A 13,084-nucleotide genomic window follows, 5' to 3' on the forward strand; every position below is an offset into this window, starting at 1 on the left:
GCTCCACTGAATGCACCGGAACCCCACACCTGGCGCCGAGAGCCCCGGCAGATCCACCTCGTTTCACCGGTGTGGGAAGGCAAGCGCGCACTGCTCATCGGGTTCCTCCCTCCTGCTCGGGACTCGGTGGTGCGGCAGCGGTGTAGCGCGGCCGGCCGGTGCCCGCCGGCGGCGTCGGATCCGTCCCACGGTCCGCGCCGCCGGCGGTGTTCGTCTTTCGGCTCCCGAGAAGGGCGCCCTAGAGCCTCCGGAGCCTCAATTGCACGCGAGCCCCACCCAGCGGCCCGCGGTCGACGTGGAGAGAGCCACCCGTGCTTTCCGCGGCGCGGCGGGCGATGTCGAGCCCCAGCCCCGTGGAACCGCCACCGCTGGCGCCGCGCCGCACCGCCCGTTCGGTGTCCGCGATGCCGGGGCCCGCGTCCTCGACCACCAGCGCCACCAGGTCGGCCTGGTGCACCAGCGTCACGGCGAACCGCGTGCCCTCCGGCGTGTAACGGAAGACGTTGCCCAGCAAGGCGTCCAGCGCGGCCGCGAGGTCGGCGCGGGTGAGCGGTACCGGCGCGGGCTTGTCGGCGCCGCGGACCGTCCACGGCCGTTCCTGGTCGTCGGCGAGCGCGGACCAGAACACCAGCCGGTCGCGCACCACACCGGCCGCGTCGGTGCCGGAGTTGTCGGGCTGCAGGCCGGAGCGGGCCGTCTTGATGATCTCGTCGACCTCCCTCTCCAGGCCGTGGACGGCCTCGCGGACCCGATCCGCCCCTTGACCACTGCCGAGGGTGTCCGCGTCCAGGAGAAGGGCCGTGAGAGGCGTTCTGAGGCGGTGCGAGAGGTCGGCGACCACCTCGCGTTCGGCGGCGAGCAGGTGCCGGACGCGTTCGGCCATGGCGTTGAAGGCCTTGCCGACCTCCTTGATCTCGGGCGGTCCCTTCACCGGAACGCGGACCGTCAGGTCGCCCTGACCCATCCGGCGCGCGCCCTCGGCCAGCGCCCTGGTGGCTTTGACGGCCCGTGCGCCCAGGCGATCGGCGACGAGCACCGACCCGGCGACCAGGCCGACCGCGACGCCGGCGAGAACCCACCACGTGCCGATGACGCCGTGGGTGAGCTGCTCGTGCGGCACGAACGCCTCGACGATCGCGAGCCCGCTCTCGCTGTTGGCGAGCGGTTGCAGATACGCCACGCCATCGGGGCGTTCGACCGTGGACGCCGTCGCGAGCTTCCGGGCCTCGTCCAGGTCCGCCGCCGTGATGTGCGAGTAGCCGTAGGTGCCGGCCGGGACACTCAGGTGCACGGCCAGCCGCTGCTGACCGCCGTACCGGGTGCTCCTGATCACCTTGCGGATCTCCTGCGGGTTGCGGGTGATCAGCAACGTCTGCGTCATCGCGTTGGCCTGCTTCTCCGCCTCGCTCAGGGCGCGGGTGTACGCGGAGCTCTTCACGACGATCGCGAGCGGGACGAGGAACGCAAGTGCCACCATGCTGGTCGCCGCGAGAGCGACCAGCACCAGTGACCGCCTCATTGCGGAGCGACCATGCGCACGCCGACTCCTCGCACCGTGTGCAGATAACGAGGCTGTGCGGCCCGCTCACCGAGCTTGCGGCGCAACCAGGACAGATGCACGTCGAGCGTCTGGTCGTCGCGGTTGGACGGCCACAGGCTCGCCAGGATCTCCGCCCGCGGCACCACCTCCCCCTGTCGTGCCGCGAGGTAGGAGAGCAGCTCGAACTCCTTGTGCGTCAGCGAGAGCTCCTGGCCGTCCACAGTGGCCCTGCGGAGGTTCACGTCGATCTCCAGGCCGCCGATGACGAGCTGCTTGCTGTCGCGGGCGCGTCGCAGCACCGCCTGCAGGCGGGCTTCGAGGTGCTCGCTGGAGAAGGGTTTGACGAGGTAGTCGTCCGCGCCCGCGTTGAGCAGCCGGATGATCTCGGCCTCGTCGTCGCGGGCGGTCGCGATGACCACCGGGGTGTTCGTGACGCCTCGGATCATCCGCAGCGCGTCACCGCCGTCGAGGTCGGGGAGCCCGAGATCGAGCACCACGACGTCGTAGGAGTTGGCGGTGACTTCGCGCAGGGCCTCGATCGCGAGCGCGACACCGTGCACGATGTGGCCCTGGCCGGTGAGGGCGCGCGTGATCGCCGCCCGCACCACCGGGTCGTCCTCGACGAGCAGTACTGATGCCATGAGCCGCTACAGGAGGATTGTCGCAGTGAGACGGTCGGTCGGATACCTGGTCGCCTGGGCTTTGGTGACCACGGTCGCCATCGGCCTGTCCTGGTTCGGCATCCGATGGGCGATGGAACCCGCCCCGGTCGCCGCCGTGCAGGTCACGACCGGGTCGGCCGTCCTGCCGATGCCGACCGTCACCTCGATCAGCGTCCCGCCGCCCGAATCGGGTCCCTCCGTCGGTACGTCGCCTGCCACGCCGTCGTCCACCAGGCCTCCTGAGATCACTACGTCCGCTGTTCCGGCTCCTCCCAGTAGTACGGATGCGCGTCCCTCCTCGGCTCAACTTCCGCAGGGGGAATGGCAGTCGGACGGTTCCTACGTCCACGCGTTCCACCTGCAGGGCGGGGACGTGGTCGTGCGCTACCGGCCGCAGGGGGTGCAGGCGCTGTCGGCCACCCCCGCGGACGGGTACTCGGTGTCGGTGGAACAGCCAGGCGGGCCGCTGGTGGTGAACTTCCGCAACGCCGCCGGCCGGTTGTCCAGGCTGGAAGCCACCTGGAACAACGGGCCGACGGCGAAGGTGGTCGAGCAGTGACTACAGGCCGATGGCCTTGGAGATCTGCGTGGGCTTGAGCACGCGCAGGATCGCCTCGTACAGGTAGTAGTCGCCGTACGGCAGCGAGATCTCCACGCCGTCCTCGGACGGGCGGTTGCGGGTGCCGCGCGCCAGGATCGCCTCAGCCCGCGTCGACCTGGTCGTCAGACACGTGCCGACCAGGCCGTCGAGGATCTTCAGCGCCCGGTCGCGGTAGCGGTCGGTGCCGGTGGCCTTGGCCAGGTCGAGCAGGCCGCACGCCATGATCGCGCCCGCCGACGAGTCCTTGATGTCGTTGACGCCCAACGGCGTGCGGTAGTCCCACACCGGCACGCTGTCCGGCGTGAGCACCGACAGCGCGTAGTCGGACAGCTTGCGGGCGGTGTCGCGGAACTCGCGCAGGCCCGTGCGCCGGTACATCGTCGTGAAGCCGTAGATGCCCCACGCCTGACCGCGCGCCCAGCACGACGTCGGGCTGTAGCCCTGCACCGTGTTCGGGCCGATCGCCGCGCCGGTGTCCGGGTTGAAGTCGAACACGTGCGGGGTCGAGCCGTCCGGGCGGACGAAGTGCGTCTGGGTGGTCCTGGCGTGGGCGATCGCGATGTCGAGGAACTTGCGGTCGCCGGTCTGCTCGGTGGCGAAGGCCAGCAGGTCCAGGTTCATCATCGTGTCGATGATGACGCGGCCCGCGTTGCCCGGCGTGCCCAGCGCGCCCCACGCGCGGATGTACTTGCCGACCGGGTTCCAGCGCTGGATCAGCGTGTTCGCCGCGTCGATGGCGCCGTCCCGCCACCTGGTGTCGCCGGTGAGCCGGTACGCGGTGACCCAGGACGGGTAGAAGAGGAACCCCAGGTCGTGGTCGCGCGGCTGAAGCCTTCTGGGCGCCAGCCTGTCGTTGGCGGCTTCGGCGAGAGCGCGGAACTGCGCGTCGCCGCTGTCGAGGTGCGCGAGCCACAGCGTGCCCGGCCAGAAGCCGCCGATCCAGCCGCCGTCGGCGACGTAGGTCCACTTCTCGGCCCTGGTGATCTCCGGGAACGAGGTGATGCCCGGTGCGACCGCCTTCAGCTTGCTGTTGCCGTAGTCGAGGGCCGCACGGAGTTTCGCGGGCGAAGCTGCGGCTTCTCCCGCACCGATGGCGACTCCTGCTCCAGTGAGCAGGGGAGTGGCCGCTGCGGACGCCAGAAGGGTGCGTCGAGACAGATTCACGAGACCGTCCAGTCCCTTTCATTGTCTTGCGCCCGGCGCCACGATGCCAGATCGGATCAACGCGTGTAAAGGTGCGTCAAAAATTGATTCCTTTGTCTTGCTCTGGGCCGCTGAACAGCGTAAAGGGCACCCATCCGAGTTGATCAGATATATGAACTTCCTGGAATCCGACGTTGTAAAACCCATTGTTCATCCTTGTGAACAATTCGCCGTTCAGACGCGGTGGAGAACGGCGTCCAGATGGCATGGCCTCAGGCCGTGCCGCCGCTTGAAGGCGGCGTTGCCGCGCCCGCCCTCCAGCGTGGACTTGCCGAGGCGGATCGCGAGCCGGACCGACTCCGCGAACAGCACGCCGTACGGGCTGTAGTTGCCGTCCACGGCGTAGTCGACGCCGCAGGTCCAGGTGTGGAACCGGGTGGCGTCGGTGAGGCAGACGCCGGCCGCGACGAGCCTGCCGTGCTGCCGCACCTCGATCACGTGCGCGAGGTCGCCGAGCGCCGTCACGAACCTGGCGAAGGCCTTGCCCGGGTAGTAGCCGTTGTTCTCGAAGCGGCTGGCGGTCTTGACGCACAGCAGGGTTATCTCGTCGAGCGAGGCGTGGTGGACGGGCAGGACCTCGATCGCTACGCCCGCCTCTGCCGCTCTTCGGTCGTTGCGCCGCACGTTCGCTCTGGCGCGCAGGCTCAGGCTCGCGAGGTAGTGCTCGTAGGTGGTGAGGCCGGTGGCCCACCGGTCGGTCAGGTGACGCGCGGGCAACCCGGCCGCTCTCAGCGCGTGCGACAAAGCGTTGCCGCGCTGGACGTTCATGAACCCGCACCAGCGCGCACCGAGGATCGACGCCGTGAGGACCATGGCGTCCAGCAGTCTCGGCAGCACCTCCGCGGTGGCGGGCACGTGCGCGTCGTAGCAGTGCCAGGTGTGGCTGAGCAGCGCCGGCTGGCCGGCCGCGTCCGGATAGGCCTCGTGCAGGCGGCGCAACGGATTCGCGGCCGTCTGGAGGTAGGCGGGCATGACCGCGACCGGCTTGTCGCCCTGGCGCACCACGAAGTACGCGAAGGCGTCGACCGTCGTCAGCGGCGACTGCTCGTAGGCACTGACGTAGGCGTGTCGGTAGAAGACCGGCGCGCCCGCGTCGCGGACCACGGAGTCCCAATCGGCAGAATCGATTTCCCTTATGGTGTTGGAGAATTCGACGTGCACACGGTCACTGTACGGCTTGCCAGACCGCGAAGGGGACGTCGATCTCGTCGCGGCTCAGGCCGCCGTTCTCGTAGCGGACGGACGGATCCGGGAGCGGGAACCTCGGCGACGCGGCCACCGCGACGACCGGGCCCGCCTCCGGCTGGGGCAGCCCGAGATCGGTGGCGTGGTGCACGGTCGCCGTGTCGCCCAGAGTCGTTGCCACGCGGTCGAAAACGACCTCCAGGCGGTCCGCCTTCGGGTAGAGCCACCGCGTGCGTCCCGCGCCGCCGGAGGGGATCACGCACTCCTCGCGCACGATCGCGTCCCAGGCCTCGACGAGTTCCGGGTCCGGGTCGACGGGGACCATGCCGTGGTCCGAATGCGCGACGACGGTCCAACCCTGTGCGGCCCAACGGGAAGCGTGGGCGTCCAGGCGCAGCATGGCCTCGTGCACCGACTCGTCGTAACCGTGGCGGCGCACGTGGTCGCCCACGTTGACGTAGGTCCAGACGAACCTGGAGTCCTTGAGCGCCTTGTCGAGGTCGGCGACGACGTTCGCGACCAGCAGCGGCGGGTCCTCGGCCTGGGCGGCGAGTTTGTGCGGGGCGTGCGCGGGTATCCGGGTGCACCCTCGCAGCAGGGCCTGCGCCCAGGTTCCCTCGAGCAGGTCGAGCTCGCGGGCCAGCACGGTCGCGCTGTGACGTTCCAGCACGGTCGTCAGGTTCGGGATCGCCGGCATGCCCTTGATGGCGTGCACGAGGCCGGATCCGTTGCGGTACACCGTTCCCGGCACGCGGTGGACGTCGGCGGGGACGCCGGTCAGCGCGGTCAGCAGCGCCGTCGCGGACGCCGACGGCACCGTCGAGGACAGCGTGGAGACGGAGGCGGACAACCACGACTGTTTGGCCACGTCCGAGGAGAGACCGTGCACCGCGAGCACGATTACGCCGGATCGAGCCTTGCCGAGGGCGTGTTCGAGCCGGGAAGGTATCTCCGCCAGTGACATTCGGTGACTGTAACGCATCTCATCAGGGCAAGATTGCGCGTTCGGGTGCTCAGTTCCGCACAATGGGCGCCGATGAGGTAAAGAACACTTGGTAGAAGGAAGGTGGCGGATGACGGTCGGAGTTCTGGACGTCGGGTGCTTCAGCGCACACCTGGTGGTCGTGGAACGAGACCTGATGCGTCCGCTGGTGTCCCACAAGGTCCGGCTGCGGCTGGACCGGGAACTGGATGCCGCCGGGGCCATCAGCCGCGACGGCGTCGAGTCGCTCTGCGCCGCCGTGCTGGCCGCGCGCAAGGAGGCGGGCGACGTTCCGTTCCTGCCCTTCGCCACCTCGTCCGTGCGCGACAGCTCGAACTCCGCCGAGGTCATCCGCAAGGTCGCCAGACGCACCGGCGTCGACCTGAAAGTGTTGTCCGGCAAGGAAGAAGCACGTTTCTCGTACGCCGCGGCCCGGCACTGGTTCGGCTGGAGCGCGGGCCCCATGGTCGTGCTGGACGTCGGCGGCGGGACCGTCGAACTGGCCGCCGGCTCCGGAGCGGAACCCGAGCGCGCGGTGTCGTTGCCTTTGGGGGCAAGGACTTTGACCCGCACCGGCCTGACCGTCACGGACATGCGCGCCGAGGTGGCCGAGCGGCTCGAGTCCGCGTTCCCCTGGGGTGAGAGCGCTCGCGCGGTCGGGTGCTCGAAGGTGTTCGAACAGCTGGCCCGCCTCGCCGGCGCGCGCAACGGCACCTACGCGCCGCGCCAGTTGCGGCTCAAGGACCTGGAGAAGTGGATTCCGCGCCTCGCGAAGCTCTCGGTGCGCGAACGCGCCGCTCTGCCGGGGATTTCCCGCCACCGGGCCCAGCAGTCGCTGGCGGGCGCGGTGGTCGCGGAGGGGTTGATGAAGGTCTCTGGCCACGACGTCGTGGACATCTCGCCGTGGTCCACCAAGGAAGGGCTGTTGCTCTCGCTGGTGGAGCGCTCTCGCGCGAGGAACTCGTCCGCCGCCTAGAAACTCTTCAGCGCGGTGACGGCGTCGTCGACGTCGTTGAACAGCAACAACAACTGGTCGACGGCCGTCATCTCCAACGGACGCAACACGATTCTCGTGTCGCTGACGACGCCGAACCTGATGCCGAGCTCGTCGGCCTGGGCCTGGGTCTCCACGAGCGCGCGGATTCCCTCGGAGCCGAAGAAGCGCACCTCCCGCAGGTCCACGACCAGTGCGGGCGGCTTGCGGTCGAGCAACTCGGCGAGCCTGCTGGTCACCGGGGCCGACGACAACATGTCGATCTCGCCCGTGAGCGAGACGATCGGGATGGACTGGACGTAGGTAGTTCTCTGTCGAAGCTGGTTCATAAGGACTCCCGTCCGCACCGACCGTACGCGTGACCGCCGGATCGTCACAAGCCGAACCGGGTTTCAGCAGGTCAGCACATCTTGATCGTCATACGGGCTCGGACACCCGTCGTCAGGCTTCCAGTTGCGCCCAGACCACTTTGCCGTCGCGCTGCGGTGTCGTGCCCCAGCGGACACTCAGCGCCTGCACGAGCTGCATGCCCCGGCCACGCGCGCTGGTGGGGTCCACGGGTCTGAGCTGAGGCAGCTTCGACGACTCGTCGTGCACCTCGACGAGCATGCCGCCCGCCTTCCGGCTCACCGTGAGTGTGATCGGTCCCTCACCGTGATCGATGCCGTTGGACACGAGCTCCGTCACGACGAGCTGCGCGTCGTCGGTCAGGTCCTCGGACAACTCCCACGAGGTAGCGGCCTCGCGCACCACCTGACGTGCGCGAGCGCACGAGCCACCCTCGGCGGTCAGGATCACCCGCACCTCGGCCAGTGGGTCGTTCAACACAAGGCGCATCGTCGCACATCCGGCGCGCCGTTCGGATCTTTCAGCCCCCCGGTGGTCGCATGGTCGAGCATCGTGCTGCACGATTTGGGTCGCACGAGTCGGGCGTGGCGGAAGGAACGGCGACGATGGAGCTCAACGTCGGCAGCGAGGTCCAGCGGGGATGGCGTGTTCTCGCCGTCGCCGGTGAGCTGGACATCGACACCGTCCCCTTGCTGTCCGCGCGGCTTGATTCCGATGTCACCGGGGTCCACGCCGTGCTGGATCTGTCCGAACTGGCCTTCATGGACTCGACCGGGCTGGCGCTGGTGCTGGACTGGCATCGGCGGCTGGCCGAGGGTGGGGGGCAGTTGAGGGTCGCTGCCGCTCAGGGGCCGGTTCGGCGGTTGTTCGAGCTGGCCGATGTGGCTGAGGTGTTGAGCTTGCACGAGTCGGTGGACCTGGCTGTTCAGGAAGCCGTCGACTCCACTCGGTGAGGGCTGCTCTCCGGGGGCATCGCGGGTCGGCTTGCGTTGGCATGTCGCGTTCCAGCGGGGTGGTCGCCTGCCGTGCGATCAGTCACCTTGCGAGGGTGGTTGCGCGGGCAGTACCGGGCCGGGTCAATTCATCACCGCTTCGCGACGATAGCGATTGGGGCTTGACTTTGAGCCTCTTGCGAGATGCATTATCGACCTTAAAAGGCCGGGCATAAGTGCCCGGCCGATCCCTTCAACGGTAGCATCTCGCACTCAAAGTCAAGCCCCAATCGCCGGATTGGTTGCGTCATCACCGCTGATCAGGCGGGCATGGTTCACACGCCTCGGCTTCGCCATTGCCCATTCCGCGCGGGCGGTGGTCCATTTTGTCACGCCTCTCCTGAAATTCCCAGGTAATAGGCGATCAGGCGGATGAGGTGTTCGGTGTCGACTGGCTTGGTTACGTAGTCGGTGGCGCCGGAAGCCAGGGACTTCTCGCGGTCGCCCTTCATCGCCTTGGCGGTGACGGCGATGACCGGGAGGTCCGCGTAGCGCTCCATGGCACGGATGGCCGAGATCGTCGCGTTGCCGTCCAGCTCCGGCATCATGATGTCCATCAGGACGATGGCCACGTCGTCGTACTGTTCGAGGGCTCGCACGCCCGTTATGCCGTTGTCGGCGTAGATGGCCTCTAGGCCGTGCAGTTCCAGCACGCTCGTGAGGGCGAAGACGTTGCGCAGGTCGTCGTCCACCACGAGGACCTTCTCGCCGTGGAAGCGCATTGAGCCGGAGGCGGCCAGAACCGGGGCGGGCATGACGATGGGGGTCGGTTCGGGCAGGACGAAGCTGTCCGAGATGACCTTGCCGAGTGGCAGGCAGAGCGTGAACGTCGAGCCGATGCCCGGCTCGGAGCGGACGCGCAGGGCGCCGTTCAGGAGCTGAGCGAGTTCACGGCTGATGGACAGGCCCAGGCCCGTGCCGCCGTACTTGCGGGACGTGGTGCCGTCTGCCTGTTGGAAGGCCTCGAAGATGACGGCGAGTTTCTCGGCCGGGATGCCGATGCCGGTGTCGTGCACGTCGAACGCCACGGTGAACGGGTCGTCCATGCGCACGTGCAGGCGGATGCCGCCGTCGTGGGTGAACTTCACGGCGTTGGACAGCAGGTTGCGCAGGATCTGCTGGAGCCGGTGTTCGTCCGTGTGCAGGGTTTCCGGCACGTTCGGGTCCACGCGGACGGAGAACTCGAGGTTCTTCTCGGCCGTCAGGGGGAGACAGAGGGTCTCGACGTAGCGGACGAGTTCGTCCAGGCGGACCGGGTCCTCGTGCAGCTGCATGTGGCCCGCCTCGACCTTGGTGAGGTCGAGGATGTCGTTGATGAGCTGCAGCAGGTCGGAGCCGGACGAGTGGATCGTGCGGGCGAACTCGACCTGCTTGGCGTTGAGGTTGCCGTCGAGGTTGTCGGCGAGCAGCTTCGCCAGGATCAGCAACGAGTTCAGCGGAGTCCGGAGTTCGTGGGACATGTTCGCCATGAACTCGGACTTGTACTTCGAGGCGGTCTGGAGCTGCCGCGCGCGGTCCTCGAGTTCTTCGGAACCGGCGCGCAGTTCGGTGGTGAGGCGCTGGGACTCGACCAGCAGGGCGTCGGTGCGGGAGTTGGCGAGCAGCGTGTTCACGTTGACGCCGATCGCCTCCTTGAGCTGGTCCAGGAGGTCGAGGTGGACGTCGGAGAACTCGTTCAGCGACGCCAGCTCGATCACGCCGAGGGTCTCGCCCTGGAACAGGATCGGCAGGATCACCAGGTTGACCGGGGCCGACTCGCCCAGCGCGGAGGCGACGGTCAGGTAGCCGCCGGGGACCTGGGTGACCAGGATCGTCTTCTTCTCCAGCGCCGACTGGCCGACCAGCGACTCGCCCATGGCCACGCGGGTCATCCGGGCGGAGTCCAGGCGGAAGCCGTAGGAGGCGGTGAGCTCCAGGGACTGCTTGGACTCGTCCTCCTCGATCTGGAAGAACGCGCCGTGGTGGGCGCTGACCAGCGGCGTCAGCTCGCTCATGATCAACGAAGCCAGCGCGCGCAGGTCGCGGTGGCCCTGCATGAGGCCGGACAGGCGGGCCAGGTTGGTCTTGAGCCAGTACTGCTCGCGGTTGGCGCGCGTGGTCTCTTTCAGGTTCGCGATCATCTGGTTGACGTTGTCCTTGAGCTCCGCGAGCTCTCCGGACGCGTCGACGGTGATCTGCCTGGTCAGGTCGCCCGCGGTGACGGCGGTGGCGACGGCGGCGATCGCGCGGACCTGGGTCGTGAGGTTCGAGGCGAGCTGGTTGACGTTGTCGGTCAGCTTCGACCACGTGCCGGCTACGCCGTCGACTTCGGCCTGGCCGCCGAGCTTGCCCTCGGTGCCGACCTCGCGGGCGACACGGGTGACCTCGTCGGCGAACGAGCTGAGCTGGTCGACCATCGTGTTGATGGTGGTCTTGAGCTCCAGGATCTCGCCGCGCGCCGAGACGTCGATCTTCTTCGTCAGGTCGCCCTGCGCGACGGCGGTGGTGACCTGGGCGATGTTGCGGACCTGGTTGGTCAGGTTGTCCGCCATGAAGTTCACCGAGTCGGTGAGGTCCTTCCACGTGCCGGCGACGCCGGACACGCGCGCCTGGCCGCCCAGGATGCCCTCGGTGCCGACCTCGCGCGCGACACGGGTGACCTCGTCACCGAACGCGCGCAGCGTGTCGACCATGCCGTTCAGGGTCTCGGCGAGAGCCGCGACCTCGCCCTTCGCCTCGACGGTGATCTTCTTCGAGAGGTCGCCGTTCGCGACGGCGGTGGCGACGGCGGCGATGTTGCGGACCTGGTTGGTGAGGTTGTCCGCCATCAGGTTGACGTTGTCGGTCAGGTCCTTCCACGTGCCGGCGACGCCCTGCACGCGGGCCTGACCGCCCAGCCGGCCGTCGGTGCCGACCTCACGCGCGACACGCGTGACCTCCTCGGCGAACGACGACAGCTGGTCGACCATCACGTTCAGCGTGGACTTGAGCTCCAGGATCTCGCCGCGCGCGTCGACGGTGATCTTCTGCGACAGGTCGCCGTTCGCGACGGCGGTGGCGACGTGCGCGATGTTGCGGACCTGGTTGGTCAGGTTGTTCGCCATGAAGTTGACGTTGTCGGTCAGGTCGCGCCACGTGCCCGCGACGCCCGGCACCGTCGCCTGACCACCCAGCCTGCCCTCGGTGCCGACCTCGCGGGCGACACGCGTGGCCTCGTCGGCGAACGAGGAGAGCTGGTCGACCATCGTGTTGATCGTGGTCTTGAGTTCGAGGATCTCGCCGCGGGCGTCGATCGTGATCTTCTGGGTCAGGTCGCCGCGCGCGATGGCGGTGGTGACCGAGGCGATGTTGCGGACCTGGGTGGTCAGGTTGTTCGCCATGACGTTCACCGACTCGGTGAGGTCGCGCCACGTGCCCGCGACGCCCGGCACCTGTGCCTGACCGCCGAGGCGGCCGTCCGAGCCGACCTCGCGGGCGACACGGGTGACCTCGTCGCCGAAGCTCGACAGCTGGTCGACCATCGTGTTGATCGTGGTCTTGAGCTCCAGGATCTCGCCGCGGGCGTCGACGGTGATCTTCTGGGTCAGGTCGCCGAGCGCCACCGCCGTCGTGACCTGGGCGATGTTGCGGACCTGAGTGGTCAGGTTGTCCGCCATGAAGTTCACGTTGTCGGTCAGGTCGCGCCAGGTGCCGGCGACGCCGGGAACCTTCGCCTGACCACCGAGCTTGCCGTCCGTGCCGACCTCACGGGCGACACGGGTGACCTCGTCGGCGAACGACGACAGCTGGTCGACCATCGTGTTCAGCGTGTTCTTGAGCTCCAGCATCTCGCCGGAGACGTCCACGGTGATCTTCTGCGTCAGGTCGCCGTTGGCCACCGCCGTCGCGACCTGGGCGATGTTGCGGACCTGGTTGGTCAGGTTGTTCGCCATCGAGTTCACGTTGTCGGTCAGGTCGCGCCAGGTGCCGGCCACGCCGGGCACCTTCGCCTGACCGCCCAGGCGACCGTCCGTACCGACCTCGCGGGCGACACGCGTGACCTCGTCGGCGAAGCTCGACAGCTGGTCCACCAGGCCGTTCACCGTCGAGCCGAGCGTCGCGAACTCACCGCGCAGCGTCTGGTCCGACATGCGCTTGGTCAGGTCGCCCTCGGCGACGGCGGCGAGCACGCGGCTCAGCTCGCTCGTCGGCCGCATCAGGTCCTCGACCAGGCCGTTCACCGAGTCCGCGATCAGCGACCAGCCACCGGCGGTGCCCGCGGGCGCCACCCGTTCGGTGAGCCTGCCCTCCTGACCCACCGCCTGGCGGACCCGGCCCAGCTCACCGGCGAGCCACTGGTTGCGCTCCGCGATCTCGTTGAACACGTCCGCGAGGGCCGACACGGGCCCGTTTCCCGGCACGACGAGCCTGCGGCGGAAGTTGCCGTCCCGCAGATCTCTCATGGCGGAGAGAACCCGTTCGAGGGTCGCGTCCGTCTCTTCGTTGGCCGTGGTCACTCCAAGCCTCCGTGCCTCGGTGGTCGCGGCCAAGCCTGCCACGTTAGGTTGGGAGCGAGGTAACTTGATGCCGCTATGCACGCCAACTATCCGCAGGAGGCC

Annotated in this window: 11 protein-coding genes; 3 read left to right on the top strand and 8 right to left on the bottom strand. The window is 68.4% G+C overall.

All coding sequences use genetic code 11. The features are described from left to right. Positions 1–238: 238 nt before the first annotated feature. Positions 239–1,519, bottom strand: a complete 1,281-nt coding sequence (locus OG205_RS01140; protein WP_330274329.1) for a HAMP domain-containing sensor histidine kinase — start codon at positions 1,517–1,519, stop codon at positions 239–241. Beyond that, entirely contained in the window at positions 1,516–2,181 is a 666-nt protein-coding gene (locus tag OG205_RS01145; RefSeq protein WP_319981210.1) for a response regulator transcription factor, read from the bottom strand. The genes OG205_RS01140 and OG205_RS01145 overlap by 4 nt, the downstream gene beginning before the upstream one ends. A gap of 25 nt (positions 2,182–2,206) precedes the next feature. On the opposite strand from OG205_RS01145, the gene OG205_RS01150 reads away from it, so the two are divergent. Next, positions 2,207–2,761 (top strand): hypothetical protein, encoded by a 555-nt coding sequence (locus OG205_RS01150; protein ID WP_330274330.1) that lies wholly within the window; start codon positions 2,207–2,209, stop codon positions 2,759–2,761. Here the strand turns inward: OG205_RS01150 and OG205_RS01155 are convergent, their stop codons facing one another. From OG205_RS01155 to OG205_RS01165, 3 genes are all read right to left on the bottom strand, one after another. Then, positions 2,762–3,967 carry a glycoside hydrolase family 88 protein gene (locus tag OG205_RS01155; protein ID WP_330274331.1) on the bottom strand — a complete coding sequence of 402 codons (1,206 nt, stop codon included), beginning with the start codon at positions 3,965–3,967 and terminating at the stop codon, positions 2,762–2,764. 213 nt (positions 3,968–4,180) lie between these two features. Beyond that, positions 4,181–5,167 carry a GNAT family N-acetyltransferase gene (locus OG205_RS01160; protein WP_330274332.1) on the bottom strand — a complete coding sequence of 329 codons (987 nt, stop codon included), beginning with the start codon at positions 5,165–5,167 and terminating at the stop codon, positions 4,181–4,183. 4 nt (positions 5,168–5,171) lie between these two features. Further along, on the bottom strand, positions 5,172–6,155 hold the full coding sequence (locus tag OG205_RS01165; RefSeq protein WP_330274333.1) for a hypothetical protein: 984 nt from the start codon (positions 6,153–6,155) through the stop codon (positions 5,172–5,174). Between the two features lie 109 nt (positions 6,156–6,264). On the opposite strand from OG205_RS01165, the gene OG205_RS01170 reads away from it, so the two are divergent. Then, complete coding sequence (locus OG205_RS01170) at positions 6,265–7,149, top strand: Ppx/GppA phosphatase family protein (protein ID WP_330274334.1); 885 nt, start codon at positions 6,265–6,267, stop codon at positions 7,147–7,149. Here OG205_RS01170 and OG205_RS01175 read toward each other — a convergent pair. Both OG205_RS01175 and OG205_RS01180 read right to left on the bottom strand, forming a co-directional pair. Then, the gene (locus tag OG205_RS01175; RefSeq protein WP_319981204.1) at positions 7,146–7,496 is read right to left on the bottom strand and encodes an STAS domain-containing protein; all 351 of its coding nucleotides are present in this window, start codon (positions 7,494–7,496) and stop codon (positions 7,146–7,148) included. The genes OG205_RS01170 and OG205_RS01175 overlap by 4 nt on opposite strands. Positions 7,497–7,608: 112 nt before the next feature. Beyond that, positions 7,609–8,004: an ATP-binding protein gene (locus tag OG205_RS01180; protein ID WP_330274335.1), complete on the bottom strand. Its 396-nt coding sequence runs from the start codon at positions 8,002–8,004 to the stop codon at positions 7,609–7,611. A gap of 95 nt (positions 8,005–8,099) precedes the next feature. Between OG205_RS01180 and OG205_RS01185 the strand changes: the two genes are divergently transcribed. Next, complete coding sequence (locus OG205_RS01185; RefSeq protein ID WP_319981202.1) at positions 8,100–8,468, top strand: STAS domain-containing protein; 369 nt, start codon at positions 8,100–8,102, stop codon at positions 8,466–8,468. Between the two features lie 368 nt (positions 8,469–8,836). Here OG205_RS01185 and OG205_RS01190 read toward each other — a convergent pair whose 3' ends face one another. After that, the gene (locus OG205_RS01190) at positions 8,837–12,982 is read right to left on the bottom strand and encodes a HAMP domain-containing protein (RefSeq protein ID WP_330274336.1); all 4,146 of its coding nucleotides are present in this window, start codon (positions 12,980–12,982) and stop codon (positions 8,837–8,839) included. Positions 12,983–13,084 lie beyond the last annotated feature (102 nt).

Source organism: Lentzea sp. NBC_00516 (assembly GCF_036346835.1).
GTDB classification, from domain to species: domain Bacteria; phylum Actinomycetota; class Actinomycetes; order Mycobacteriales; family Pseudonocardiaceae; genus Lentzea; species Lentzea sokolovensis.